The sequence below is a fragment of the Bacillus sp. GW823-FHT06B01 genome (genome assembly GCF_058952315.1).
Window position 1 is genome coordinate 18,871 of the sequence record NZ_JBXAHR010000003.1, and the last position, 24,987, is coordinate 43,857.

28 protein-coding genes and 2 pseudogenes are annotated in these 24,987 nt (G+C 34.7%); 18 read left to right on the forward strand and 12 right to left on the reverse strand.

The features are described from left to right. Positions 1 to 13 precede the first annotated feature (13 nt). Positions 14 to 595: a K(+)-transporting ATPase subunit C gene (kdpC, locus tag AC1Q8N_RS13165; protein WP_048545788.1), complete on the forward strand. Its 582-nt coding sequence runs from the start codon at positions 14 to 16 to the stop codon at positions 593 to 595. A 56-nt stretch (positions 596 to 651) separates the two neighbouring features. Next, positions 652 to 1,806 carry a KdpD-like non-kinase potassium sensor gene (kdpDN, locus tag AC1Q8N_RS13170; RefSeq protein ID WP_088110144.1) on the forward strand — a complete coding sequence of 385 codons (1,155 nt, stop codon included), beginning with the start codon at positions 652 to 654 and terminating at the stop codon, positions 1,804 to 1,806. Between the two features lie 22 nt (positions 1,807 to 1,828). Here the strand turns inward: kdpDN and AC1Q8N_RS13175 are convergent, their stop codons facing one another. After that, the gene (locus AC1Q8N_RS13175) at positions 1,829 to 3,010 is read right to left on the reverse strand and encodes an MFS transporter (protein WP_098080093.1); all 1,182 of its coding nucleotides are present in this window, start codon (positions 3,008 to 3,010) and stop codon (positions 1,829 to 1,831) included. Between the two features lie 141 nt (positions 3,011 to 3,151). On the opposite strand from AC1Q8N_RS13175, the gene AC1Q8N_RS13180 reads away from it, so the two are divergent. The 8 genes and pseudogenes from AC1Q8N_RS13180 to AC1Q8N_RS13215 all read left to right on the forward strand — a co-directional run bounded on the left by AC1Q8N_RS13180 (position 3,152) and on the right by AC1Q8N_RS13215 (position 8,803). Continuing rightward, the gene (locus tag AC1Q8N_RS13180; protein ID WP_098080095.1) at positions 3,152 to 3,613 is read left to right on the forward strand and encodes a MarR family transcriptional regulator; all 462 of its coding nucleotides are present in this window, start codon (positions 3,152 to 3,154) and stop codon (positions 3,611 to 3,613) included. Between the two features lie 128 nt (positions 3,614 to 3,741). Then, a complete protein-coding gene (locus tag AC1Q8N_RS13185) occupies positions 3,742 to 4,596 on the forward strand; it encodes a patatin-like phospholipase family protein (protein ID WP_098080097.1) in 855 nt (284 codons plus the stop codon). A 198-nt stretch (positions 4,597 to 4,794) separates the two neighbouring features. Then, a complete protein-coding gene (locus AC1Q8N_RS13190; protein WP_141520067.1) occupies positions 4,795 to 5,190 on the forward strand; it encodes a hypothetical protein in 396 nt (131 codons plus the stop codon). A gap of 87 nt (positions 5,191 to 5,277) precedes the next feature. Next, positions 5,278 to 6,351, forward strand: coding sequence for an ABC transporter permease (locus AC1Q8N_RS13195; RefSeq protein WP_098080101.1), 1,074 nt, complete (start codon positions 5,278 to 5,280; stop codon positions 6,349 to 6,351). 9 nt (positions 6,352 to 6,360) lie between these two features. Beyond that, the gene (locus tag AC1Q8N_RS13200; RefSeq protein WP_098080103.1) at positions 6,361 to 7,593 is read left to right on the forward strand and encodes an ABC transporter permease; all 1,233 of its coding nucleotides are present in this window, start codon (positions 6,361 to 6,363) and stop codon (positions 7,591 to 7,593) included. Next, positions 7,594 to 8,244, forward strand: a complete 651-nt coding sequence (locus AC1Q8N_RS13205; protein WP_098080105.1) for an ABC transporter ATP-binding protein — start codon at positions 7,594 to 7,596, stop codon at positions 8,242 to 8,244. Positions 8,245 to 8,276: 32 nt separating this feature from the next. After that, positions 8,277 to 8,480, forward strand: a pseudogene (locus tag AC1Q8N_RS13210) (hypothetical protein). 55 nt (positions 8,481 to 8,535) lie between these two features. After that, positions 8,536 to 8,803, forward strand: a pseudogene (locus AC1Q8N_RS13215) (sugar ABC transporter ATPase). A 61-nt stretch (positions 8,804 to 8,864) separates the two neighbouring features. Here AC1Q8N_RS13215 and AC1Q8N_RS13220 read toward each other — a convergent pair. Continuing rightward, positions 8,865 to 10,166: an NCS2 family permease gene (locus AC1Q8N_RS13220; RefSeq protein WP_000482728.1), complete on the reverse strand. Its 1,302-nt coding sequence runs from the start codon at positions 10,164 to 10,166 to the stop codon at positions 8,865 to 8,867. 201 nt (positions 10,167 to 10,367) lie between these two features. On the opposite strand from AC1Q8N_RS13220, the gene AC1Q8N_RS13225 reads away from it, so the two are divergent. The 3 genes from AC1Q8N_RS13225 (at position 10,368) to AC1Q8N_RS13235 (ending at position 12,421) form a co-directional block, all read left to right on the forward strand. Continuing rightward, positions 10,368 to 11,234, forward strand: a complete 867-nt coding sequence (locus AC1Q8N_RS13225; RefSeq protein ID WP_048545777.1) for an SDR family oxidoreductase — start codon at positions 10,368 to 10,370, stop codon at positions 11,232 to 11,234. A 68-nt stretch (positions 11,235 to 11,302) separates the two neighbouring features. Continuing rightward, complete coding sequence (locus AC1Q8N_RS13230; RefSeq protein WP_098048703.1) at positions 11,303 to 12,067, forward strand: L,D-transpeptidase; 765 nt, start codon at positions 11,303 to 11,305, stop codon at positions 12,065 to 12,067. Between the two features lie 102 nt (positions 12,068 to 12,169). After that, entirely contained in the window at positions 12,170 to 12,421 is a 252-nt protein-coding gene (locus AC1Q8N_RS13235) for a hypothetical protein (protein ID WP_000834190.1), read from the forward strand. A 33-nt stretch (positions 12,422 to 12,454) separates the two neighbouring features. On the opposite strand, the gene AC1Q8N_RS13240 is transcribed toward AC1Q8N_RS13235, so the two are convergent. The 9 genes from AC1Q8N_RS13240 to AC1Q8N_RS13280 all read right to left on the reverse strand — a co-directional run bounded on the left by AC1Q8N_RS13240 (position 12,455) and on the right by AC1Q8N_RS13280 (position 19,156). Next, a complete protein-coding gene (locus tag AC1Q8N_RS13240; protein ID WP_001115398.1) occupies positions 12,455 to 12,670 on the reverse strand; it encodes a DUF1540 domain-containing protein in 216 nt (71 codons plus the stop codon). A 72-nt stretch (positions 12,671 to 12,742) separates the two neighbouring features. After that, the gene (locus tag AC1Q8N_RS13245; protein WP_000738449.1) at positions 12,743 to 13,195 is read right to left on the reverse strand and encodes a thioredoxin family protein; all 453 of its coding nucleotides are present in this window, start codon (positions 13,193 to 13,195) and stop codon (positions 12,743 to 12,745) included. A 12-nt stretch (positions 13,196 to 13,207) separates the two neighbouring features. After that, positions 13,208 to 13,627: a disulfide formation protein C gene (locus AC1Q8N_RS13250; RefSeq protein WP_048545773.1), complete on the reverse strand. Its 420-nt coding sequence runs from the start codon at positions 13,625 to 13,627 to the stop codon at positions 13,208 to 13,210. 164 nt (positions 13,628 to 13,791) lie between these two features. Further along, a complete protein-coding gene (locus AC1Q8N_RS13255) occupies positions 13,792 to 14,040 on the reverse strand; it encodes a YhdB family protein (RefSeq protein WP_001195461.1) in 249 nt (82 codons plus the stop codon). 120 nt (positions 14,041 to 14,160) lie between these two features. Beyond that, a complete protein-coding gene (locus AC1Q8N_RS13260) occupies positions 14,161 to 14,670 on the reverse strand; it encodes a PCYCGC domain-containing protein (RefSeq protein ID WP_048545771.1) in 510 nt (169 codons plus the stop codon). A gap of 45 nt (positions 14,671 to 14,715) precedes the next feature. Then, positions 14,716 to 15,825, reverse strand: coding sequence for a GerAB/ArcD/ProY family transporter (locus AC1Q8N_RS13265; protein ID WP_098080109.1), 1,110 nt, complete (start codon positions 15,823 to 15,825; stop codon positions 14,716 to 14,718). A gap of 12 nt (positions 15,826 to 15,837) precedes the next feature. Next, entirely contained in the window at positions 15,838 to 16,920 is a 1,083-nt protein-coding gene (gene gerYC / locus AC1Q8N_RS13270) for a spore germination protein GerYC (RefSeq protein WP_098080111.1), read from the reverse strand. After that, positions 16,917 to 18,434 carry a spore germination protein gene (locus AC1Q8N_RS13275; RefSeq protein WP_048545766.1) on the reverse strand — a complete coding sequence of 506 codons (1,518 nt, stop codon included), beginning with the start codon at positions 18,432 to 18,434 and terminating at the stop codon, positions 16,917 to 16,919. Before AC1Q8N_RS13275 ends, gerYC begins: the two co-directional genes overlap by 4 nt. 125 nt (positions 18,435 to 18,559) lie before the next feature. Continuing rightward, positions 18,560 to 19,156 (reverse strand): hypothetical protein, encoded by a 597-nt coding sequence (locus AC1Q8N_RS13280; protein WP_048545764.1) that lies wholly within the window; start codon positions 19,154 to 19,156, stop codon positions 18,560 to 18,562. A 232-nt stretch (positions 19,157 to 19,388) separates the two neighbouring features. Here AC1Q8N_RS13280 and AC1Q8N_RS13285 point away from each other — a divergent pair, with 232 nt between their 5' ends. The 5 genes from AC1Q8N_RS13285 to AC1Q8N_RS13305 all read left to right on the forward strand — a co-directional run bounded on the left by AC1Q8N_RS13285 (position 19,389) and on the right by AC1Q8N_RS13305 (position 24,358). After that, entirely contained in the window at positions 19,389 to 19,949 is a 561-nt protein-coding gene (locus tag AC1Q8N_RS13285; RefSeq protein ID WP_048545762.1) for a nitroreductase family protein, read from the forward strand. A 114-nt stretch (positions 19,950 to 20,063) separates the two neighbouring features. After that, positions 20,064 to 21,479: a stage V sporulation protein SpoVR gene (gene spoVR / locus AC1Q8N_RS13290; protein ID WP_001202729.1), complete on the forward strand. Its 1,416-nt coding sequence runs from the start codon at positions 20,064 to 20,066 to the stop codon at positions 21,477 to 21,479. Positions 21,480 to 21,587: 108 nt separating this feature from the next. Then, on the forward strand, positions 21,588 to 22,859 hold the full coding sequence (locus AC1Q8N_RS13295) for a neutral/alkaline non-lysosomal ceramidase N-terminal domain-containing protein (RefSeq protein ID WP_098080113.1): 1,272 nt from the start codon (positions 21,588 to 21,590) through the stop codon (positions 22,857 to 22,859). A gap of 175 nt (positions 22,860 to 23,034) precedes the next feature. Next, entirely contained in the window at positions 23,035 to 24,006 is a 972-nt protein-coding gene (locus AC1Q8N_RS13300) for a trypsin-like serine peptidase (protein WP_141520068.1), read from the forward strand. After that, positions 23,972 to 24,358 carry a DUF2606 family protein gene (locus AC1Q8N_RS13305; protein ID WP_098080115.1) on the forward strand — a complete coding sequence of 129 codons (387 nt, stop codon included), beginning with the start codon at positions 23,972 to 23,974 and terminating at the stop codon, positions 24,356 to 24,358. The genes AC1Q8N_RS13300 and AC1Q8N_RS13305 overlap by 35 nt, the downstream gene beginning before the upstream one ends. Before the next feature lie 62 nt (positions 24,359 to 24,420). Here AC1Q8N_RS13305 and AC1Q8N_RS13310 read toward each other — a convergent pair whose 3' ends face one another. Next, a complete protein-coding gene (locus AC1Q8N_RS13310) occupies positions 24,421 to 24,894 on the reverse strand; it encodes a MarR family winged helix-turn-helix transcriptional regulator (protein WP_098048690.1) in 474 nt (157 codons plus the stop codon). Positions 24,895 to 24,987: the final 93 nt, after the last annotated feature.

Below are 24,987 nucleotides of genomic sequence, written 5' to 3' on the forward strand. Positions count from 1 at the left end.
AGAGGGGAAAAAGATGGAGAAGAAACAAAGTATACTATCACCAATCATCCGTATTACTTTTACATTTTTAGTGTTGTGCGGCCTTGTATACCCGCTTATTGTAACTGGTATTGCACAAGCGGTAATGAAGGATAATGCGGATGGAAGTCTAATATATAATGATAAAAATGAAGTGATTGGTTCTACATTAATCGGTCAAAATTTCACAGACCCACGTTATTTTCATGGGCGTGTTTCAAGTATTGAATATAAGGCAGAAGCATCTGGTTCAAATAACTATGCACCGTCTAATCCAGATTTAGAGAAACGAGTAGAAAAAAGTATGGAAGAGTGGAAGAAACAAAATCCGAGCGTTCCAGTGACAGAAGTACCGATCGATTTAGTGACGAATTCAGGTTCAGGGCTTGATCCTGACATTAGCCCACAGGCAGCTTCGGTACAGGTGGACCGTATCTCAAAAATAACGAATATTCCGAAAGAAACGTTAAATCAGTTGATTAAAGATCAAACGGAAGGTGCGGCACTTGGCTTATTTGGAGAGAACCGCGTGAACGTTTTAAAGTTAAATTTAGAATTACAGAAATTACTGAAATAGTAACAGTGCTACCTCAATCTAACGGATTGAGGTAGTGTTGTTTCAAAAGAAAGGTTGTGAGTATTTTGTATGCAGATGACTATAAACCAACTTTTCAAAGGCGAACACCAGAAGAGTATTTAGAATATATTCGTCAGCAGAATCGTGGGAAGTTAAAGTTATATGTAGGAGCGGCTCCAGGAGTAGGAAAAAGTTATAAAATGCTCTTTGATGCCAGAGAGATGAAAAAAGACGGTATGGATATTGTAATTGGTTTAATTGAAACGCATGGAAGAAAAGAGACAGAAGAAGCAATTGCTGATTTAGAAAAAGTTCCTTTAAAAGAAATAGATTATAAAGGGAAAGTATTTTATGAACTCGATGTAGAAGGAATTATAAAACGTGCACCACAAGTAGTTGTTGTGGATGAACTTGCGCATAGTAATATTCCTGGATCTAAAAATAAGAAACGTTATATGGATGTACAGGAATTGCTAGACGCTGGTATATCCGTATTATCAGCGTTTAATATTCAACATTTAGAAAGCGTACATGACATTGTAGCTCAAATTACGAATGTTAAAGTGCGAGAACGTATTCCAGATTTTATTTTACAAAAAGCAAATGAAATTCAGCTCGTTGATGCAACCCCGGAAGTATTAAGGAAGAGATTAATAGACGGGAAGATATATAAGGAAGAAAAAATAGAGCAAAGCTTACAAAATTTCTTCACGCTTAATAATTTAGGGGCACTAAGAGAATTATCACTTCGGGAAGTTGCCGATGATATGGACGAGAAAATTAGCCAAACCGTTATAGAACCGATTGGTGTGAAAGAAAAAATTCTCGTTTGTGTACAATACAGTTCAACAGCAGAGAAGTTAATACGAAGAGGTTGGCGTATGGCGGATCGGTTAAATGCTGAATTGTATGTATTAAATGTTGAAAGGGAAAATATAGAGTCCCTTTCAGCAGGGAAAAGGCAAACGATTGAAGAGTGGAAGTTGCTAACGAATCAATTCGATGCGAGTTTTGTTTTAGAAGAGGCAAAAGGAAGAAAGCCAGCGGATGTTATTATTGAAGTCGCGAAAAGACTACAAGTAACGCAAATTTTACTCGGACAATCAGCAAGAACAAGATGGGAAGAAATTCGAAAAGGTTCAATTGTAAATGAAATTATGAGAGAAACGAGGTACATTGATATTCATATCGTTGCGGATCAAAGAGTTTAGAATAGAGACCATCTATAGGTCTCTATTTTGCTTTTTGTACAGCCTGAAAACGTAGCATTTTCATTGCGCATAAAATGATAAATAGAAATGTAATTGCACCTAGGAAGAAAATCCAAAAGTAATTTTGATTAAATACAAGAAATCCACCTACAACTGGCCCTGTGCCCATACCGAGATAGCGGATGAAGTTGTACATACCGATAGCAGTTGCGCGTTCTTGTACGAATTCTTCCGTTAATAAAGTAGTGTGAGTTGGCATAGAAAGTCCCATACTAAAACCGTATAAAGATGTAACGATAATGATGAATGAGATATTGATGCTATATGTGAAAGAGAATAAAGTGACACATATAATATTGAAGAAACTAGTGATGAATAAAGCTTGCTTTGTTGTGAGGCGTTTTTGCAAAAGCTTGTAGCAATAACTTCCTAACATAATAGAAAGGGACATCGGTACAAATATAAGACCAATTTTACTTGCAGTTAAGTGAAATGAATTTGTTAAAATGCTTGGTAAAAAAACGAGGAAGCAAAAGTAAATACAAAATTGAATGAAGCCAATAAGAGTAATAGAAAATCCAGTTTTATTTTTTAAGATAAACGAGTACTTCTTTTTTGCTTGCGGTTGCTTAATTACAGTTGGTTTTGTTTCTGGAAGTAGTGAAATGTTTATAATTAATAAGAGAATGCCAAGTGTAGATAGAAACAAAAATACGGATAAATGGCCATTTATACTGCCGAGATAACCACCTATAAGAGGGCCAATTGCAGGTGCGAGAGCAAGTAACATTTGATATAGGCTCATCGCTTCTCCGCGCTCTTTTCCTTCAAATAAATCACCGATAATCGTTGCTGCAACTACAGGGATAGCTGCTATTCCTATAGCTTGAACAGCCCTAAAAAATAGAAATAAATAAACGTTCGCCGAAAAAGCACATCCGATTGAACCAATTGTACTAATGATTAAACTAGGGATAAGGACATATTTTCTCCCTTTTGTATCGATTAAAGGTCCATATATGAGCTGCATAATTGCAAGAACGAATGTGAAAAGTGAAACTGTTACATTTACAAGATAAATAGAAGTGTGAAAAGAAGCTTGAATCATAGGCAAGATAGGTGTGTAAATATTTTGAGCGAAGGAACCGAGTAAGGCACTCATACAGACAACATATAAAATGAAATTGAGTTTGGATTTTTTCATCATATTAACCTCCTTGTTGTTTGGTTTCCTGGGAAACTAAAATTATTTTAACATGATTTTCTCACTTGTAAATATGAAAAAATGATTTTAAAATGGTATATAGTTAAATTGTTTCTTTAGAAACTTAGGGGGGCGAACGGATTGGATCATGCAACGAAACAAATGGAAATACTTTCGGACATTCGTACACTTTTGCATAAAAAAGAAGAACATTTGAAAGGACAAAATGAAAAATTTCTTCGTGAGACAGGTATAAGTGGTATGTCTTTATCTGAATTACATGTTATCGAGTGTATCGGAAAAAATGCTCTGATGAATGTAACTGCTATTACGACAGAAATGGGAATGACGAAGGGTGCAATCTCTAAAATTTGTACAAAGTTGTTTCAAAAGCAATTCGTTGAGAAGATGCAAATGTTAGATAATCAAAAAGAAATTTTCTTCCGCTTAACGGAAAGTGGAAATGAAATATATAAAGCTCATGATAAATTGCATAAACAAGCTGAAGAAAAGTGGCTATTACTTTTAGATGGATATACGAAAGAAGAACAAGATCTTATTCAAAGGTTTATAAAGGATGTCTCCGGTCATTTGGGAATATAATTGGAAGAAAAAACTCCTTTATTTCAAGCCTTTTGAATATAATTTCTAAAAAAACTCATATATAATAGAAAAAGATACTTAACATGGTGAATAATTAAAGAGTCAATATATAAAGAGGAGAGAATAACATGCTTGAAAATACGGGGTTAGTATTAGAAGGCGGCGGTATGCGTGGTGTATATACGGGCGGGATATTAGAATACTTTATGGAACAAGATTTATATTTTCCATATGTAATTGGTGTATCAGCTGGTGCTTGTCATGCAGCGTCGTATCTTTCCAGACAAAGAAATAGAAATAAAACGGTCAATATTGATTATGCATCACACCCACAATATTTGTCATATAAAAACTTATGGAAAAAACGTCAGCTATTTGATATGGATTTCATTTTTCATGAAATTCCAGAAAAGCATGTACCGTTTGATTTTGAAACATACTTTAATAGCCCAGAGCGTTTCCTTGTAGGAACGACGGATTGTGAAACAGGACAGTCTGTTTATTTTGAAAAAGAAGGAACGAATGATGATGCACTAAATTTATTACAAGCATCTAGTTCATTACCTTTCATTGCACCAGTAGTAAATTACCGTGGTAAGCAGTTATTAGATGGCGGGATTTCTGATCCAATTCCAGTTCGTAAAGCACAGGAAGATGGGTTTGAAAAATCAGTCGTTATTTTAACGAGAAATCATGGTTACGCGAAGAAAAAGTCAAAGTTTGGATGGGTGGCAGCGAAAGCATATAAAAAATATCCGAACCTTGTGAACACGATGTTGAATCGTTATGAAGTATATAATGAAACACTTCACTACATTGAAAAAGAAGAGCAAGCTGGGAATTTATTTGTTATTCGCCCAGAAGTGCCGCTTCAAGTAGATCGTATGGAAAAAGATACAGCAAAATTACAAAGTTTATATGAGCAAGGCTATGAAGATGCAAAGAGACAGTTTGCAGATTTAAAGGCGTTCTTGCAAGAATAAGTATTAGGCTGTGGAGAAGAAATTCTCTGCAGCCTTTTTTGTATTGCTTGCTTATCCGTTACTTTTGAAAAATGTATAAATGTTTAAGTGTTTAAAGAGTTTGTAAAACATAGGGGTGTCTTATTGAGGAGAATTTATTTGAAGGATATTATGATGATGTAGCGCTACTAAACTATTAAATTTATGAGGTGATTGTTAATGAAAGGAAAAGTTTTTTCAATTACGACTTTAGTATTATTAGCAACATCAATCTCAACAAGTGCATTCTATCCAACTCTAAGCGGTCACAAAAGCGGTAACCTACTATCTTACAGAGCTCAAACTACTACGAATCAAAATGCATCTCGTTGTTCAGTAGCAATTTCTTTTATTAAATCAAATGGAAATAATTCATATATTGAAAGCGCTTCAGACAAATTAGGATCCCATGAATCTGGAAGAGCATTAAACGCAACTGTGAGTAATGGTGCATATAACTCCTTTGGTGCAAAAGGACTATACTCTGAGCATTATGCTAATGAGAATAATGACTATCAAGAAGATACACACAAAGGTACTTTTGATAGTAATGGTAACTTACGATTACAGTGGTAAAAAGCATTAAACAGTTGTCTTTATAAATATTTGGATAAGGAGAAGGGGATGTTCATCATCTCCTTCTTATCTAAAAGGAGCAGAGACATGTATTTAGCTTTTAAAAATATAAAAAACAACAAACTGTTTTCAGTCATTCTTCTTATGGCATTTTTTATTTCTTTTCTTTCTATATCAATAGCCGCACTTTTAACAGAGTCTAAACGAAACTTTATATCTGCTTTTCAAATCGGTTTTCCAGAGAAGAATCAAATTTTAACTGTTCCGATAGCGAATGCAACTGAATTGGAAGAGATAATTCCCTTCATACAAGATACTTTTGTTAAAAGTGATATTTACGTAGAGCATTTAAAAGCATTAAATAGTTCAGGGGCAACAAAGATCATAGCTGTGAACTTAAAAGATGATTATTATTGGAAGCCATATATTTCTGAAGGACAATATTTTCATCGTGAAAATGTAAACGATATGGTTGTTGGCGATCAAACGAATGTAGAGGAGTTATATGAATTTGATGATACATATAAAAAAATAGGAACTATATCGAGAAAAGACAGTGACGTCGGTGTAGCAGGCATATACGTTCCACTTCAAAACTTACCTACTATATCTAAAAAAGGTATTATCGCGAGTAAACAATTACAATTAACAGTTGTTAATCCTACATCATCTATTCATAACGAAATAAAAAGGTTTATGGGTAGGAGTAAAGAAGTGCTTTCGGGAGATGTTCAAATACTGAATGAACGAGATCTTCAGGAACTACATGTGACACATATAGATCCAGCAAATAAGTATTATTATAAATTCATTCTTGTTGCAATTGTTTCTGGAATTTCTGCGGTTTTATTTTGGATTTATAAAAAAGAAAGAGAGATTTCATTAAAAAAAGCAGTAGGTGCTTCTAATATATCTATTTACTGCGAACTATATATTCAAATTTTGTTTATTTCTCTCACAGCGATGTTCGTAGTTTTTATTACGTTAGAAATATTTTCGGGAACAATTCATACTTATTTTCAGACATACTTAGTAAAACCGTTAACACTATATGTATTGATATGCAATGTTGTTTTTGTAATTTTTCTTACAATTTTTGTTACTGTAATTCCAATCAAGCACATTATAAATATATATCCCGGAAAACATTTAAGAACGTAGGAGGTCTTCATGCTTTTTATATTTGATTCTATACGGTCTGTAAAAAAACGGTTGTTACCAAGTTTGATTATAGTAATTTCTTTAATTATTGCATTTTCTTCAGCAATAGAATTTGTTAGTAATCTTTCAGGATATCGAAAAATGATGATGTTAGCAAATAATTTATCGACTCATAAAAATTTCTATGAACTTTATGCGACGCAAGATATCACATTGTTTAGCGAAGAAAAAGCGAAAAGTGATTATCAACATTTCATTCAAGGGTTATCTAATACGATACCAATAACAAATAAAACTAATTATTTGTTCCGTAACTATTCACTTAGTTTAAAAGAAGAAAATGGAACGATAAAGACTCTTATTGTTGATAAAGATATTAATAAATACTTTCATATACCAATTTCACAAGGAAGATATTTTGAGGAATCGGAATTTCATAAATCAGTATTTGATAGTAGACCTGTTATATTAGGGGCTAATTATAAAGGAAAGGCATCTATTGGTGATATCATACCATCTGGAAAAATGAAACTAAAAGTAATTGGCTTTTTAGAAAAAAATTCAGCATTTACATATCCTCGAAGCGGTGAAATATCGGATAATCGTATTACATTATTAGATGACATGGCGATTTTACCAATTGGAACAGAAGAAATAGAGTTCTATAGTGTAGAACTTTTATACAATGGGTTAATTATAGAAACAAATGAGAAGATAAATATAAATGAATTTCAAAAGAAAGTATTAAAGGTAACAGAAGGTAAGGGCTATTCGTATTATGTTACAAATCCGAATAAATTATTAGAAAATGAAAAGCAAGGCATTGATAATATGTCATATCCCTTATTATTAAGCGGTACAGTCTTATCTTTTTCATTTATATCTATTTTATTAACATCAATGGCCACGCTTTATATGGAACGTAAAAACATTTCTATTAAATCAGCATTAGGAGGAAGTACTTTTCAACTATGTCTTCCGTTTGTTATTGAGTATATGTTGTTATTCGTTTTATCTATATGTATAGGAATTATGTATTTTCAGTGGGAGAATAGCGGAGTAATTGAAATTCAAAAAGGGCTAGAAGATAGTATAGTATCTTTCTTTGGAACGTTACAAGTCTCTATAGAATCATTGGTTGTTATAGGTGCTTTATCACTTGTAATGATCCTCGTTATATATGCAATCATTTATTTCAATGTACTAAAAATAAAAAATACATATATGAAAGAGGTGTTATAGATGATTCAGCTCGCAAATGTGGCTAAGGGATACGGAAAGAATAATTTTAGTGCTTTAAAAGATATTAATCTTACAATAGAAAAAGGCGAAATGATAGCCATTATGGGACCATCTGGTTCAGGGAAATCAACCTTGCTTAACATTATTGGCTTAATTGATAGCCCCTCTACTGGAAAGTATTTTTTAGATGGCGTGGATACGAGTACATTAAAGTCAAACTATCATAAGTATAGAAATAAGGAAGTTGGATTTGTGTTTCAAAACTTTTCGCTACTAGATGATTATACAGTTATTGAAAATGTAATGCTCCCGCTTATATATAGAAAAATTTCTCATAAGAAACGTATACAAATATCAAAAGAAATGCTTGAGATGGTAGGGCTGGAGAGACATATTAACAAGTATCCCCACGAATTATCTGGAGGAGAACAGCAAAGGACAGCGATAGCGAGGGCATTAGCACAAGATACAAAAATTATACTTGCTGATGAACCGACTGGTGCTCTCGATCAGGAAAACGGAGAAAAAATTATGAGCATTTTAAAAGAGATTCATAAACAAGGAAAAACGGTGCTAGTTGTTACACATGATCAAAAGGTAGCTGCACACTGCCAGAGGACAATACGTTTGCTTGATGGATATATGGTGTAATATGGATAAAATTATGTGGAGTGGTGATACATATGGAAAATGTATATAAAGGGATTAGACATACTGGATTTACTATGTTGCTTATTTTTGGTGGTGTATTTTTACTGCGCTAGTTCATTCATGATGAAATGCTACTAGATCAGCTTATCGGGTGTAGTATAGGGATGGTAATGGTTATTTCATCAATTTTCATTCAAAAGTATAGTAAAAAATTACAGGTGAATGAAAAATATTAATAAGTTTTAACTCCTTTTATATTTTTCATAGTTTAGGAATAGTGGAGGCTTTCATATGATTTTCTTATTTGCAGTATATTTTGTGATCATTATGACGTTAGTAATTACGTTTCTTCTTTCAAAAAAATCATATGAGAAGCCTATTATTAAATATATACTTAATATTGTTTATTTTGGCATTCATTTCTTCTGTTATGTTTGTATGGAATAACGGAATGGGAGAGCTGATGATAGCGGTATTTTTAGGGATTGCAGCGACAGTGAACGGTCTTTTACTTCTTGTTTTGAAAGTAGTTCGTTTGGTTGTTGCAAAAGGAAAGTAGCGCATCGAATTCCGATGCGCTACTTTTTTATATATAAAAAAATCCCTCTTTATGAGGGATTTTAATGTGGTAAGAATATCAATTGATAAGCAAACAAAATTCCAAATACATACACAAGTGGGTGAACAGCACGGAACTTACCTTTTGCCACTTTCATAAGTGGGTATGAAATAAATCCAAGTGCAATACCTGTTGCGATACTTGATGTAAGTGGCATGCTTAATATTACTAAGAATGCTGGGAATGCTTCATCAAATGCATCCCAATCAATGTGGCGAACTGATCCCATCATAAGACTACCAACGATAATTAATGATGGTGCAGTAATAGCTGATACACCAGAAACAGCACTTACTAATGGTCCGAAGAATGCTGCTAGTGCGAATAAAACAGCTACTGTAACAGTTGTTAAACCAGTACGACCACCAGCTGCAACACCAGCAGATGATTCAATGTAAGCTGTTGATGGTGTTGTTCCGAACATAGAACCGATTGTTGCTGAGAATGAGTCAGATAGAAGAGCTCGTCCAGCTTTTGGAAGCTTTCCATCTTTCATAAATCCACCTTGTTGAGCTACGCCAAGTAATGTACCTGTTGTATCGAATAATGTAACAAGGAAGAATGAAAATACAACGCCATACAATCCGTAGTTAATTACATCAGATACAGCAGTTATTGGATTTGAAACGATAATTCCTTCTGGTAATCCAGGCATTGATGTAACACCGTTTGAGAATGTTAATTGTCCTGTGAAGAAAGCGATAATACCAGTTAATAGCATTCCGATAAATAGTGCACCATTTACATTTAAAGACATAAGGACAATTGTAATTCCAAGTCCAGCTAATGCTAGTAGTACTGGAGCAGAGTGAAGATCACCAAGTCCAACTAAGTTTGCTTCGTTTTTTGTAACGATACCTGTTAAACGTAAACCGATAAAGGCGATGAAAAGACCGATACCAGCAGTAATTGCATGTTTTAAGTTTTCAGGAATTGCTTCCATTAATTTTGTACGGAAAGATGTGAATGATAACAAAATTAAAATCATACCTGCTACGAATACAGCAGAGAATGCAATTGCGAAAGTCATGCCTTCATGAGCTTTTACAACAGAGTAAGAGAAGTAAGCATTTAATCCCATACCTGGTGCGATTGCGATTGGTAAGTTTGTAAAGATTGCCATAAATAATGTTCCGACAACAGCAGCGATAATTGTTGCTGTAAATGCTTGTTCAAATGGAACACCTGCATCCCCAAGGATAACAGGGTTTACCACAATGATATATGCCATTGTTAAGAAGGTAATAATACCTGCCATAATTTCAGTTTTAATAGAAGTTTTATGTTTTGAAAGGTTAAACATATAAACATCCTTTCTGTTTACGAATAATTTTCACAACAGTTATATATAATATTCGTTTTTTAACTATTTTGCAATAGTTTTGCATAAAAAGTTTATAACAATTCATATTTTGTGTCTTAAATTCGAATATTAATCGTAAACCGATGTGCGAATTTCAGTTTTTATTGTGCGCATTATAAGGAAAAGGAGTTGAAAGAAGCTATGCCACAGCAAAAAAACTTTGTAACAATGCCTGCGCAACATCAAAATAAACAGCCTGGTATTGAATCATTAATGAATCCACTTCCGCAGTTTGAAGATCCAAATTATAAAGGAAGTGAAAAGTTAAAAGGAAAAAATATATTAATTACAGGAGGAGACAGTGGGATTGGAAGAGCTGTTTCCATCGCTTTTGCAAAAGAGGGAGCAAATATCGCGATTGCTTATTTAGATGAAGATGGAGATGCAAATGAGACGAAACAACATGTAGAACAAGAAGGGGTAAAGTGTGTGTTGTTGCCGGGTGATTTAAGTAATGAACAGCATTGCAAAGATATTGTAGAAGAGACCGTTCGGCAGCTAGGTAGTTTGAATGTCTTAGTAAATAATGTCGCGCAGCAATATCCGCAGCAAGGATTAGAGTATATTACAGCAGAACAGCTAGAAAAGACTTTTCGTATTAATATTTTTTCTTATTTTCACGTTACGAAAGCAGCACTTTCTCATTTAAAGCGAGGCGATGTCATTATAAACACGGCGTCTATCGTTGCATATGAAGGAAATGAAACATTAATTGATTACTCGGCAACGAAAGGAGCAATCGTAGCTTTTACAAGATCACTTTCTCAGTCGTTAGTGCAAAGAGGAATTCGTGTAAATGGTGTTGCGCCGGGACCAATTTGGACACCACTTATCCCGTCAAGCTTTGATGAGAAGAAAGTCTCTCAGTTTGGAAGCAATGTCCCGATGCAAAGACCTGGTCAACCATATGAATTAGCGCCAGCATACGTATACTTAGCGTCTGGCGATTCATCCTATGTTACCGGACAAATGATACATGTAAATGGGGGCGTTATTGTAAATGGATAGTTTTCATTTATAAGAGCAAAGTAAAGCTAATTCCACTTATTATATTGAGCGCTAGGGGAGGGATATAGATGAAAAAATTATGTTTCGTCATACTATTATTTTTCATCCTACCGGTTAGTGCTTTTGCTGATACAGATCATCTAATATTAGTGAATCTTACGACAAACCAATTATCTTTTTTTGAAAATGGGAATTATACAAAGACATTCTCCGTAACAACTGGAAGAGACCGTACACCTACGCCTGAAGGTAGTTTTTGTATTATAACTAAATTTAAAAATAAAGAATATCATCGAAAAAAAATAGCTGGGGGTGCACCGAATAATCCTCTCGGTACGCGTTGGTTAGGTTTGGATAAAAAGGAGTACGCGATTCATGGAACAAATCGGGAATGGACGATTGGAAGCCGAGAATCGAATGGCTGTATTCGCATGCATGACAGGGATATACAATGGTTATATGACCGAGTCCAATTGCAAACAAAAGTGATCATTTCTCGCTTTCAGACGAGCCCCGAATATGAAGCGAATAAGCTTGGTTACCGCGTTGTGAGCTGGAATGGTCGTAAAGTAGAAGAAGAGCAAATTGGCATGCTTACGTTAGTAGACCGTGCCGATATATATTGGCAAGAACCAAATGGGCAGTTAACAAAAGTGAAAACGGTATTGCCAAACGAAAGATATCCAGTGTATTCAAAACGAAAAGATGGAATATATTATATAGGAAACAATTTGTATATTGTGGATGAAACAGGAGAAAAAATTCGTTATGAGCAAATTCCTTCTTCGGTTTTAAGTAATATATATAAACGGAAATATAATGTTCCGTTATAGGCTACCGTATTATAGACGGTAGCTTATTTCTACTTCGAGTTTAACTGCAACTATTGTATTTTGCTGAATATAATACAGTACAGATAGGGGGACGGTTACATTATGAAAAGTGAATTTGCTTTTAAAATTTTCTTAGTAACGACCTGTTTATTTATCGTGTATTTGTATGCGTTTCTCGTTTTTTCTTTTTATGTTCCATATGTTGATTTAATATTGTTCTTCGGATTTATTTGGGCATTTGTGAAAGCAAGAGAAGGAGAGAAGAGTATATATCGGCGCATTACCTTATGTGGGACAGTTGTTCTCGTTATTTTGTACTTTTTTATCATGCATGATTTTTGGAGAGGAATGTAAAAAAGCATACGAATACTCGTATGCTTTTTTTGCTTAATATTTTGGCTTAAATGTATGACAACAAGTCTCTACACTCGTTGTTACAGAACTTTCTAGCGTCTCGTTTGTTAAAACCGCGCTTGTATATGAATCATTTGTATCTGAACCAGTTTCTTGTGCATCTGGTTGAACAATGATTGCACTAGCTTGACAAAAGTTACCTTGTCCCCAAAATGAGCAATTGGAAACAGAGCATTTCACTTCTGGCATAAAACCCCCTCCTTATACATTAGTTTGGGACTTTACGCCCATTTCATGTGTAGAAGGAGTTTCCTTTTCTCGTTATTTCTTCGTTTGCTCAAGCCATTCTTTTAATTTGTCTTCCGGCTGTTCACCACTAATACGGCTTACTTCTTTGCCATCTTTAAAGTGAATGATTGTTGGAGTTCCTTTAATTTTATATTCATCCCAAGGAACATCTAGTTTTTCAATATCCATAACTTTCATATCGACGTTCAAATCTTTAGCCATTGGTACTACGACAGGAGATAGCTTTTGACAATGAACGCAAGATGTTTGATAAAAGTATACTGTTTCTTCTTTTTTCTCTTTTAAATTCTTTTGAAGATCTGAAAGAGAGATTTTATTTGTGTAGTAGTCAGGGCCATTGGTCTTACTATCAGTAGGATTATCAATTTTTTGGCTAGTAGCGTTTTTTTCTTCCATCTGTGTGACAGCGAAAATTGCTACAAACAAGGCGATAATAATACCACCAAATATAAGCATTTTTTTCATTTGTTCATCTCCTTATTTGTTTTTTATTACAATAAAACTACAAACAGCGATTGTAATAAAGCCGATAAGTGCTAAAAACGGGATTGTCATAAAACCAAACCAGTTTATGAATTCTCCGGTGCAAGGTACACGGCCGCAAGCTGCTCCAGCTGCTGAAAATGCAGCGACTTTTTGAATTGCATAGTGATATAAAGAAATACAAGCACCAATACTTGCAATTGGTAAAGAATAACTTGCGATGCGATAATCTTTCTTTGCTACAGCGATACCAAGCCATAAAACGAATGGATACATAATAATACGTTGATACCAACAAAGTACACAAGGCTCAAATTTCATGATTTCGGAAAAATAAAGACTTCCTAGTGTAGCGATAAAAGAAGCTCCCCATGCGGTAAGTAAAGCATATTCTTGCTTTTTTTCTCGTCCCATATTTTATACCTCTCTTATAATAGTTACATACTAAATTATAGTATGAAGTGGCACAGAAAAGAAAGAAAAAATATGTTTATCAATAAAAGTTTTATAAGGAAAAACTTTTATTGATATCGATATTTAAAAAAGCGCCATTCTCCTGAAGAGAATAGCGCTATATTTTACATTTGAATTTGCTCTACTTCTTCTATATGTGACTTTTGGGATGCATGGTCAATATATTGAAATAGGAGCTGCAATTGTTTATCAACTTCTGGCATTTCTTTACTGTATTGATAAGCGTGTAAAAAATGTTCAATACGCTTAGAAAATAGTTGATCGTTCGTTTGAACCATAAGAACGAGTAATTTATCCCAATTACAGCTATACGTGTAATAGAGAGCTTTGTCATAGTCGTTATATGTTTGCACTGTGTACCCTCCTTACTGAGGAGTTATATATAGTGTGTGACAAGTAAGGAGAAATACACTTGAAAGAATTTGTTAAGAAAAAAAGTGAATGAAACGAAAAAACGAGGTGTATCCTCGTTTTTAAGCTTTTGGCATTGGCGTAGGTGTTGGTTTTCCGTATCCTTCTTTATACTTATTGTCAATATAGTTGCGAATTTCGAGCGTTGATTTTCCTTTTTGTTTCATGGAAGCAGATTCAACTGCGATTTCTAGGCAATTGACACAAGTCGTTGCGTGGGAATCCCAAACAACTTCACCATTCTTTTTCATTTCACGAATAAAGCAGTTTTTATTATTTTTATGTCCTACACTCTCACCACAACCGCAGTAACATGGAATCCAATCTAATAGCTCTGCATTTTGCCCAGCGACAGTGTATATATCTTTCATTTGTGGATCAAGCTTGTCTAGGAAGGTAGGAAGTGTGTCGACTCCTTTTGTTTTTTCTTGAATGTCAGCTTGCTGAGTATGCGATGCGTGGTCATGCTCTTCTTTTGATTCAGATGATTTTTTTTCATTTGTACTAGTAGCTCCGCAACCAGCAAGAATTAAACTTAGTACTGCAAGTAAAGAAAATACATATTTCTTCATACGCTTGTCCCCTTTACAAATGTATTACTCAAATTGTATCAGAGATTATGGTGTATCGGTTGAAGATTTTTTCGACGGATTTTTGAAACGCCATCGTACTGAATGGAATAGAAATAAAATTGGGATATAGGCGTATACAATATATAAACCAGCTTGAGATAGTACCGTATTTAATGCATTGATACTTTCGCGGTTTGTGAAAAATAAGGATGAAATAAATATGACTGCGATAAATAATGGTAGTGTGATTTTAAATGGTATGTGAAACGATTTTTTACTAATACAACAAGAAGACCAAATGGTTAAACAAAGATTAGGTAAAATAATAAGATACCATAAGAAAATAATAATGTACTCAAACCTTTGGATGAAAGGAACTTTAATGATTTTTAGCATCGTTAATGTTGGCCAAATGGTATGGTGTAGTTGCCCTTGACTATAGTACATAAGGGAAACGATGGCTAGTATTACGTATAGAATTGTTGTAAAAGCAATACCGCCATGTGCCCATTTATTTAACGATTTTCCTTTTCTAATAAATGGATAAAAGACAAGGATTGCTTCAAATCCAAGAAATTCTAATGCAGATGCTTTCGCTGCAGTTAAAATGTCTAAAGGCGAATGAGTAAGAATTGGAAAAATGTTACGAACATGTGCATATTTCATTGGGAAAACTAAGAAAAGCAGGACGAAAATCGGTATTATGACGCCCCAAAAACACATTCCTGTTACAGAACGAAAGCCACCCCTAATTATGTAATAAGCTACAAGTAAAAATAGTAAGGTTAATTTCCACGGTTTAATTGTAGGAAAGACCCAAACTTGAATCACTTCAATATATGTACGAAGAACAGTAAGGCAAAATAATAAAAGATATGCGGCAAAGCATACGGAAAAAATTTTTCCAATCCACTTTCCGAAACATGTCGTATGGATATTCATTAAATCATTATCTTTTTCTAACATTTTCAGCATACAAAATAATACGATATGAGTTGCAATACCAGCGATAATAAGAGAAATCCAAGAGTCATAACCGGCAAATTGCGCAATAATCCTTTGGTATCCTAACACCCCTACTCCAATTTGAAGAGAGTGTAATAGAAGGAATGTGAAATACGGGGAAACTGTATGTGTTTTATCTTGTCCAGTCATGATAGCACCTCACTATTCTCCGATACCAGATTGTACGACATTAATCTTTACATTGACAGCAACGTCTACGTTAGGATACATATCTTGAATTTGTTTCATGCTCCATTTTCTTGAATGACTACGAATTTCTTCACGTATACCGATTGGATCGATTTTTTTTTCTTGGAATGTTTGTATTAATTCGTTTAAATCCTTCTCAAGTGTTTTTTCTACATGTCTTTTTACGTAAGTTACATTTTCACTCTTTGATAAATCAAGCCAACTAGGAGCATTTTTTATGAGTCCATTTAATTTTAAGTGTATGTTAACTTTCGGAATATCACCGTTTGGTGAAAGAGAACATACACTTTTTCCAGATAAGTTTTGAGTAGCAATCAATCCTTTATGTTTACCTTGACGTATCGGAACTTCGTAACGCCCATTTTTCGTTGGATTAATGAGTAATTTAAATAAAAAAGACCTTTTCTTATCTGTATACATAGCCACTTTATCCTTTTTTAAAAAAGCTAGTCCTTTAATGGAAGCAGATTTGTCTTCTGATACTTGAATGTAAGGAAGAAATGGATCGCATCCAGATGAATAGAAGTTATATAAAAAAATATTTAAAGCTGTCCGCGGGATTGTCTCGTTTTTTATATTTTGCTCCAATAAATCAGATAAATAAAGTGATCCATTTATTCTGACATGTTTCAGTAATTCTTCTGCTGAACCATCTACAAGTGCTAGCTGCACATCACGGCCAATGTTAGGATCACGTTGTAAGTTGTTAATAACATCTCCAAGTCCATGTTCACCAAATGCTTGTCCAAATAGGACAACACGCATTTGACCTACAGCGATCGTATGTGGAGATTTGGCGTTTAGAAGGGAAGAGATTGTTTCAATTGTACCTGCATGAGTTGATTGAGTTTCTGGTTTCGATTGTACTCCTTTTGTGTAATCGGGATATAAAATTGTTCCGCGAAATTTTTTATCTTTCATTATATCGAATCCACCTACGTGAATCATTCGCTGTGTATCAACTATATTTGTTTCTGTACAACCAGATTGAAAAATTAAAATGATAATGGAAAAGCATAATAAAATATTTTTCATTTCTCTTCACCGTCATGTTTTTCTTTCGCTTTGTTTGGATCATAGCGCCATTTCTTTTTTGGTCTTAGAAAAGATGCACGTCCTGCAGTTTGACTAAATGGAAGACGAAAGAGTCCTTCTGCTGTCCCTAAACCGCGAAATGGATATAGAGGTAATAAATAAGGTGATCCAAGTGATTTTAAGCGAATTAAATGAGCTAATATGAGTACGAATCCTACAATAAGACCTAAGCCCCCAAATGCACCAGCTAAAAGAATAAGTGGAAATCGTAGTATCCGGATAGTAGAAGACATTTTTACAGTTGGTGTTGTAAAAGAAGCGAGTGCTGATAAAGCAACTGCAATTAATAAAATGTTACTCGTTAAAGCAGCTTGAACAGATGCTTGGCCAATTACAATACCGCCAACGATGCCGATTGTTTGTCCAACTTTTGTAGGTAATCGTGCTCCAGCTTCACGGAGCAATTCGATTGTGATTTCTAAAAAAAGTGCTTCTAAAATGGGCGGAAAGGGTACATTAGCTCTTGAAAAAATAATCGGACCTAGTAAATCCACAGGAATCATTTGATAGTGATACGTTAATACAGCTGTATAAATAGCTGATGAAAATAGCGAGAATGCTGCTCCGAAAAAGCGAACCATTCGAAGAAATGAGCCTGCTATCCATGGTAAATAATAATCTTCTGGCGAGACGAAGAAATCAAGTAACGTCGCTGGTCCAGCTAATGCGTAAGGTGAACCGTCTGTTAAAATAACAACGCCTCCATTCAGTAATGCGTACACAGAGCGGTCTAACCGCTCTGTAGGTAGTAAAACAGGGAAGGGTGAGTTACTATTATCGCTAATAAACTGTTCAATCATAGTTGCATCAAAAGGAACATCAAAGTCAACATCTTGTAAGCGCTGCATTGCAGTATTGATGTGTTGTTCATTTGTAATGCCTTCGATGTAAGCAACTATCACCTTTGTTTTTGATATAGAGCCAACTATAACTTCTTTGAAAACCAATTGCTCTGTTACAATGCTTCGCCGAAGTAAATGTATATTCGTATCAATATTCTCAACGAATCCAATTTTGGGACCGATGACACTATATTCATTTTCTGTGTCGTTATATAATCGTGTACCTAAAGCTAAACTTTCAGCACGAATCAGTGCATATTCGGCTGTTTGGGAATCAACTTTTAGCTGCAAGAGTACATGGCCACCTAATAGTTTTTCACGTATATCATCAATAGAAGGATTGATGATAATCTCCTCAAGTGTGACGATATTTGCTATGTCATTTATATTTTGAATGCGATCTAATTCTTTTTTGATAGGTGTTAAAATGAATCGATTAATAATAAGTGATTCTACTGTGGATTTATAATAAAACAAACATAATGCCCCATCCTCTATGACATTATAAGAGGAAAAATCGCTAGATTCTTTCATGGTTTTTATAAATTCTGGAATAGAACAAATTGTTTTTGTATTAGTCTTTTTGGATTTCTTAGATGATAAACCGAACATTTTCTCACCCCTGACATATATCATTTACTTATGTTAGTTTTTGGGAAAGACGGGAATTTATACTTGAAAATTGAAAGTTCATAAAGAAAAGGAAGAGTATTAAATATCTCTTCCTTTTTGGCATGTTAATTTGTGTTCTTTTCTTTAATAGACTTCACTAATTTAATCATTTCTGCTCGTATATCTTCTTTTTTCACGTTTAGTTTTTCTGCAATTTGCTTAATGTCCATTCCATCTCTTTTCATTTTTAGTACATCATCGAGAGGGGTATTACTTTTTTGAGAGATGATTGTTAATACTGTGAGTTGACGTAATCCGATATTATATTCTTTCATTTTTTGTTTGAGTCCGTCTGGTGTAGCTTTTTGCATATTTGCTAATTCTTGCAGCAGTGCTTTTTTTGTCTCTTTATTCATATGATGCTTTTTCAACTTACTTGGATCTACACCGAAATGCTGGGCTGTTTTCTCCCAAGATTTATTTTGTTTATAGTAAGCTAAAACGTCTTTTATTTCTTTTTTACTCATTTTTGCAATATGAGCAGCTTTCCAAATTTCATGTTTGTTATAGCCGAGCTTTTCGAGCGACTGCATTTCTTCTTCTGAAATAGGCTTATGATGGTGCAATGTTACTTCTTTTGGCGTGGCAGCGAAAGTAGGGAAGACGGTTGCCCCGAATAATAATGTTGCCATGGTCATACTTACTGCGATCTTTTTGTACATATAAACTCCTCCTAGATGGATAATGTGGAAAACTGTACACATATCATTTCCATAAAATGTGAAATACTTGTGAATAAGTTAAGTTTTTTTATTCACAGTATAAAATGACGTTTTTGGAAGTTTTCCAACATAAAACATTGATTAATAGTAAAAAACTAAGGTATAATCGAAATTGAAAATCAATATCAATAACAAACGTATACATATAGATGAAAATAAGGGAGAGAAAAATATGACTACATATACTTCCATCGCAAATGTGATTAAAGAAAGACGCTCTGTACGTACATTCACAGATAAAGTTGTAGATAAAGAGTTATTAATTGAACTATTAAACGACGCAACGTGGGCACCAAATCATAAACACCGTGAACCATGGAATTGTAAATTATACATTGGAGAAGGTCGCAAAAAATTAGTAGACGCAGTATTAAACTCTTTCACAGAAGAAGAAAGAGCGAAACGCGGTAAAATTTTATCAGATCGTTTCTTAAGCACGCCTGCACAAATTGTTGTTTATATTAATGAAGATCCACGTCAAATTCAACGCGACGAAGATTACGCTGCAACATGTGCATTTATGCAAAACTTCCAACTACTTGCTTGGGAACGTGGCTTAGGTTGCGTTTGGAAATCAGGCGGATTAAACTACAATCCATTATTTATAGAAGGACTTGGTTTAACAAGAGGTCAACGCATCGTTGGAATTCTTCACCTTGGCTATTTCGATAAAGCACCAGAAGGAAAAGCTCGTACATCGATTACGGAGAAGATGGAGATTATTGAAGGTTAATAGATGAGACATTCTCGTTTTTATGAGGATGTCTTTTTATTATGCAATCAATCCTCATGAAAGCTTGTTCCTCATCATACACTTTCTTAAGGGAAAGTGTAAGGAGGGAAAATAATGAGAGCAAGTGAAGATAAAGCGCTGCAATATGCGATTGCGGAAATTACGGAAATTGCGACTGGATTTGGGCTTGATTTTTATCCAATGCGTTATGAAGTATGTCCAGCGGAAATTATTTATACATTTGGTGCATATGGGATGCCGACGAGGTTTTCGCATTGGAGTTTTGGAAAGCAATTTTTCAGAATGAAATTACAATACGATTTAGGACTTAGTAAAATTTATGAACTCGTTATTAACTCTAATCCATGTTACGCCTTTTTATTAGATACGAATTCTTTAATTCAAAATAAATTAATCGTGGCGCACGTTTTAGCGCACTGTGATTTCTTCAAAAATAATATTCGTTTCTCTAATACGAAACGCGATATGGTGGAGAGTATGGCAGCGACAGCAGATCGTGTGAAGGCGTATGAACATAAGTATGGAAGAGAAGAGGTAGAAACGTTCTTGGATGCAGTGCTTGCCATTCAAGAACATATTGATCCATCGCTTATGCGTCCGAAACTTGCTTGGAGTATTGGAGATTTAGAAGAGGATGTAGAAAAGAAAAAGATATCACAGTACGATGATTTATGGAATTTAGATGATCGAAACAAAAAGAGGGAACGACCTAATATGCATAAAAAGAAGAAAATCCCACCGCAGCCAGAAAAAGATTTACTTCTCTTTATTGAAGAATATAGCCGTGAGCTAGAAGAGTGGCAGCGCGATATATTAACGATGATGCGCGAGGAAATGTTATATTTCTGGCCGCAGCTTGAAACGAAGATCATGAACGAAGGTTGGGCTTCGTACTGGCATCAACGCATACTCCGTGAAATGGACTTAACATCTTCTGAAGCGATTGAATTCGCAAAGCTTAATGCAGGTGTAGTTCAGCCATCAAAAACAAGTATTAACCCATACTACCTCGGTATTAAAATGTTTGAAGATATTGAAGAACGCTACAACAATCCGACAGAAGAAATGAAACGAAGAGGCGTTAAACCAGGATCTGGTCGTGACAAAATCTTTGAAGTACGCGAAATCGAATGGGATGTATCGTTCTTAAGAAACTATTTAAATAAAGATCTCGTAATGAGAGAAGATATGTACTTATTCCAGCGCCAAGGAAAAGAATATAAAGTAATAGATAAAGAGTGGGAACATGTGCGTGATCAGCTCGTAAATATGCGAACAAATGGCGGCTTCCCGTACTTAGTAGTAGAAGACGGGGACTACTTAAAGAACGGAGAATTGTACATTAAACATAGTTACGAAGGGATCGAGCTCGATTTAAAATACTTAGAAAAAGTATTGCCATACCTTCATCAATTATGGGGAAGAACGGTGCATATGGAGTCGATTGTGGAGAGTAAGGGCGTTGTGTTTTCTTATGATGGGAAGATGGTGCATCGGAAGTATGTGTGATGGAAAGAACGGACATAGAATGCTATGTCCGTTCTTTTTTATTTGGAACAAGGTCAAATATGCTATTCTTGAAAAAAGGGAGTTATATATAGAAATGGAGCGATTTAAATGAGCAAAATAGGGGTATGTAAGGTGGATATTACGCCGCCTGTCGGTATTGATTTTGTTGGATACCATAGAGAGACAGGAATAAATAATATTGAAGAGCGTATTTATGGGACCGTTTTTGTATTTGAAAAAGATGAAATGAAAACTGTGTTTATAAGCATCGATAATATTGGGATGTTAGTAGAAGATACGAATATGATTCGTGAGCAAGTAGCGAGTAGACTTCATGTGCCATTTGAGCGAATAACAGTTGTTTATACACATACACACTCTGGTCCGGAAACTGTTGGTGAGCAATCTTTAGTAAAGTCGTATAAAACGATTTTACTAAATAATGTAGTGCATGGTGCTGTTACTGCAAATAATAACTTGGAGCTATGTGAAGTTGGTTGGGGTGTTACGATAGGTGATATAGGGATAAACCGAAGAGAGAGAACATCTGATGGAAGAGCAAAGATGGGAACAAATATAGAGGGTATTGTAGATAAACGAATTGGTATGTTAGCCATAAGAGATGCTGAAACGAAGGAGCTATCTGGGATTGTAGTATTTTGTACTGCGCATCCGAATGTTTTAAAAGGTGATAGCGATGTATTATCAGCGGATTATCCTGGAATGACGAGGGAGATTCTTGAGAAAATCGTAAACTGTCCTGTTATTATTGTGCAAGGAGCTGCTGGTAATGTAAATGCGAAGTATCGCGGTTCAAGGGAAGCAGTAAAGCAAATGGCTTACACACTTAGTGGACATGTATTAACGATGTTGCCAACAGTTACATATAGCCCAATTGTAAATGTAAGAACAGTTTCGAGTACGATGCAAATGAAGTTGAAAGATATTCCTGAAATGAATGAGATAAGAAGCATGGCTCAATTGGCAGAGAAGCAGTGGGGTGTGAATACGGATGAATGGCTTACTATCGTTTTAAAGAAATATAAGCAAGGTATTCGGGAGTTACGTATTGATTTAGAAGTTCAACTGTTTCAAGTTAATGATGGCATGTTCTTTGGTATACCGATGGAACCTTTTTCAGAAACCGCGTTAGAAGTGAAAGAGAGTCTTCAAAATGAACTAGCTTTCTTTGGTGGATATACGAATGGATATATTGGTTATTTACCGACAAAGGAAGAGTTTGCATATGGTGGGTATGAAGTGGAATTAAACCCTATTGTGTATGGAACGGTTACAAACTTGTTGATGCCACCGGAGGAGAATACTGCGGAGCTGATTGTGAAGAAGGTTACGGGTTTATGTAATAAAGGGAACCTTTAATGAGACATATTTTTGAACGCAGAGTAAAGAATATGACTCATTGTTTGATTTTGTTAAGTCAATGTAATTAATAATGATAATCATTATTAATTACATTGACTTCTAAAAAAAGAAAAACTAGAATTTATAAAGGGGATCTTCAATTGTTCGCTATCATTTGTATAGGAGGTAAGTTATGTTGGATAGCTTTATTTCTATAAGATGTAGGTTGGCTCTTTATAGTTTTGGTGTTCTTTTTATCTTTTTTTGTACAGTATTTTTGGTGAATCAGAAGGTGTATGCAGAAGATGTACCTTGGACATCAGTTTCAAATGAGAGAGACAGGGTGCTGTTTGAAGAACATTCTTTGCGTATTAAGGATGAAGATAGGAGAGAGCTTATTTCAGATCCTTTTGAAGGTCGTAAACATCGAGGAGAGGATTGGGGATATTTATTAAGAGACACTAACTTTAAATATTCATCTAATATCCTTACACATTCTGTAATAGGAAGAGATGATCGAATTAGAGTTATTGATACAACTTTGTATCCTTATCGGACTATGGTGCATTTAGTAATTCAGTTTAATGGACAAGAGGTTTATGGGTGTACAGGAGCATTGATTAGTAAAGATACAGTGCTTACAGCTGGACACTGTATTTACGATAAAAAGCTTGGTGGATGGGCAACAAATGTTATTGCGACTCCTGGTCGAAATGGAAACCAGGCACCGTATCTACCCTTTAGTTGGAAAAAACTCTATTCAGTAAGTGGATGGACTGATGACGGAGATTCGGAATTTGATTATGGAGCTATTAGGCTAGATGGATCTCCTGGGGATTATACGGGTTGGTTAGGATATAGAACTACTAATGTAGAATCACCAAAAGGTTTACTTGCAGTAGTCCCAGGGTATCCATGTGATAAATTAGGAAATGAAGCATATACTATGTGGACAGATTATGGGCCAATTGAAGGCACAAGTCCTAGAATTTTAACGTATAGGATGGACACTTATGGATGTCAAAGTGGAGCACCTGTATATCATGACTATTCTCGTACGGGTGCAACAGTAATAGCTGTCCATACAGCAGGAAGTAATTCTTGGAATTTCGGAAATCGGGTAACAGACAATGTCTTTAATAATCTTAAAAAATGGTCTGAATAAATATAGTAAGCTTATATGGATTTTATGTTGTGTACTGGTCATAACTATAATTTCTGGTTCTATAGCAAATAATGAGGAGAATGATAGTAAGGTTGTTGATTCCGTAACTTTTCATGTTAAAAATAAAGAGAAACAGTCGGTAAAAGATTTTGAAATTATACTTATGAAAGATGCATCACCTGAGCCCAGTAAAGAAATTGGGATTTCCATAGGGAGAACGGATGAAGAAGGAAAAGTTATTTGGAGGAATGTGAGAAAGGGAAATTATATCATATTTTTTCCAAATGGTGAGACGCAAATAGTTAGGGTTAATGATAGAGATGAAACGAGAGTAATAAATATAGTATTGTAGAAAACGAATCCATTTTGAAAAAGAATAATCAAAATGGATTCGTTTTTATATGGAGTTTTTGTTTACCAAACGGGTCGTATATTTGATGATAATTTCCCTGTGTTTTCTTTAGTAACGAATGTTGTTAAGTCTTCTTTGAGCATTTGCATTCGTTCAGCGCCTATATTTTCAATCCATCGTTGCTCTATTTCAGCTACTATTTCTTCTTTCGCTTTCATTACGGCTAAACCACGTTCGGTTAAAATAATGATTTTGCCTCTTTTATCAGTAGGATGTTTTTTGCGCGTGACATAACCACTGTTTTCAAGAGAATCGATCATTTTGCTTACAGCTTGCTTAGAAACCCCTAAATACTCAGCTAATTCTATACCTGTTGCTCCATTAGGAAGAATGCGTTTGAACATAAAACCATGTGCTGGCCTAATATCTTCAAATCCCAATTCACTTAATCTGTCATGCAGTTCAGTAATTAATGTACTGAAAGATAATGATAAAAGTGAAGTAAGGTCTAGTTCGTTAAATGTTTGATGATTCATGTATATAACCTCCGAAACTATAGTCAATTAAGTTGACTACATATGAAACCTATTGTACTATACAGGATATAGTCAATCAAATTGACTATATCC

What these genes read in the sequence shown, in the direction of transcription:
- AC1Q8N_RS13240 (WP_001115398.1), bottom strand. Translation starts at nt 12,670, where the DNA reads ATGCCAGAAGTGAAATGCTCTGTTTCCAATTGCTCATTTTGGGGACAA.
- AC1Q8N_RS13285 (WP_048545762.1), top strand. Translation starts at nt 19,389, where the DNA reads ATGACTACATATACTTCCATCGCAAATGTGATTAAAGAAAGACGCTCT.
- AC1Q8N_RS13190 (WP_141520067.1), top strand. Translation starts at nt 4,795, where the DNA reads ATGAAAGGAAAAGTTTTTTCAATTACGACTTTAGTATTATTAGCAACA.
- AC1Q8N_RS13185 (WP_098080097.1), top strand. Translation starts at nt 3,742, where the DNA reads ATGCTTGAAAATACGGGGTTAGTATTAGAAGGCGGCGGTATGCGTGGT.
- AC1Q8N_RS13175 (WP_098080093.1), bottom strand. Translation starts at nt 3,010, where the DNA reads ATGAAAAAATCCAAACTCAATTTCATTTTATATGTTGTCTGTATGAGT.
- AC1Q8N_RS13265 (WP_098080109.1), bottom strand. Translation starts at nt 15,825, where the DNA reads ATGACTGGACAAGATAAAACACATACAGTTTCCCCGTATTTCACATTC.
- AC1Q8N_RS13305 (WP_098080115.1), top strand. Translation starts at nt 23,972, where the DNA reads ATGTCTTTAATAATCTTAAAAAATGGTCTGAATAAATATAGTAAGCTT.
- AC1Q8N_RS13195 (WP_098080101.1), top strand. Translation starts at nt 5,278, where the DNA reads ATGTATTTAGCTTTTAAAAATATAAAAAACAACAAACTGTTTTCAGTC.
- gerYC (WP_098080111.1), bottom strand. Translation starts at nt 16,920, where the DNA reads ATGAAAAATATTTTATTATGCTTTTCCATTATCATTTTAATTTTTCAA.
- spoVR (WP_001202729.1), top strand. Translation starts at nt 20,064, where the DNA reads ATGAGAGCAAGTGAAGATAAAGCGCTGCAATATGCGATTGCGGAAATT.
- AC1Q8N_RS13275 (WP_048545766.1), bottom strand. Translation starts at nt 18,434, where the DNA reads ATGTTCGGTTTATCATCTAAGAAATCCAAAAAGACTAATACAAAAACA.
- AC1Q8N_RS13225 (WP_048545777.1), top strand. Translation starts at nt 10,368, where the DNA reads ATGCCACAGCAAAAAAACTTTGTAACAATGCCTGCGCAACATCAAAAT.
- AC1Q8N_RS13230 (WP_098048703.1), top strand. Translation starts at nt 11,303, where the DNA reads ATGAAAAAATTATGTTTCGTCATACTATTATTTTTCATCCTACCGGTT.
- AC1Q8N_RS13235 (WP_000834190.1), top strand. Translation starts at nt 12,170, where the DNA reads ATGAAAAGTGAATTTGCTTTTAAAATTTTCTTAGTAACGACCTGTTTA.
- AC1Q8N_RS13200 (WP_098080103.1), top strand. Translation starts at nt 6,361, where the DNA reads ATGCTTTTTATATTTGATTCTATACGGTCTGTAAAAAAACGGTTGTTA.
- AC1Q8N_RS13260 (WP_048545771.1), bottom strand. Translation starts at nt 14,670, where the DNA reads ATGAAGAAATATGTATTTTCTTTACTTGCAGTACTAAGTTTAATTCTT.
- AC1Q8N_RS13295 (WP_098080113.1), top strand. Translation starts at nt 21,588, where the DNA reads ATGAGCAAAATAGGGGTATGTAAGGTGGATATTACGCCGCCTGTCGGT.
- AC1Q8N_RS13245 (WP_000738449.1), bottom strand. Translation starts at nt 13,195, where the DNA reads ATGAAAAAAATGCTTATATTTGGTGGTATTATTATCGCCTTGTTTGTA.
- AC1Q8N_RS13280 (WP_048545764.1), bottom strand. Translation starts at nt 19,156, where the DNA reads ATGTACAAAAAGATCGCAGTAAGTATGACCATGGCAACATTATTATTC.
- AC1Q8N_RS13300 (WP_141520068.1), top strand. Translation starts at nt 23,035, where the DNA reads ATGTTGGATAGCTTTATTTCTATAAGATGTAGGTTGGCTCTTTATAGT.
- AC1Q8N_RS13220 (WP_000482728.1), bottom strand. Translation starts at nt 10,166, where the DNA reads ATGTTTAACCTTTCAAAACATAAAACTTCTATTAAAACTGAAATTATG.
- AC1Q8N_RS13205 (WP_098080105.1), top strand. Translation starts at nt 7,594, where the DNA reads ATGATTCAGCTCGCAAATGTGGCTAAGGGATACGGAAAGAATAATTTT.
- AC1Q8N_RS13310 (WP_098048690.1), bottom strand. Translation starts at nt 24,894, where the DNA reads ATGAATCATCAAACATTTAACGAACTAGACCTTACTTCACTTTTATCA.
- AC1Q8N_RS13250 (WP_048545773.1), bottom strand. Translation starts at nt 13,627, where the DNA reads ATGGGACGAGAAAAAAAGCAAGAATATGCTTTACTTACCGCATGGGGA.
- kdpC (WP_048545788.1), top strand. Translation starts at nt 14, where the DNA reads ATGGAGAAGAAACAAAGTATACTATCACCAATCATCCGTATTACTTTT.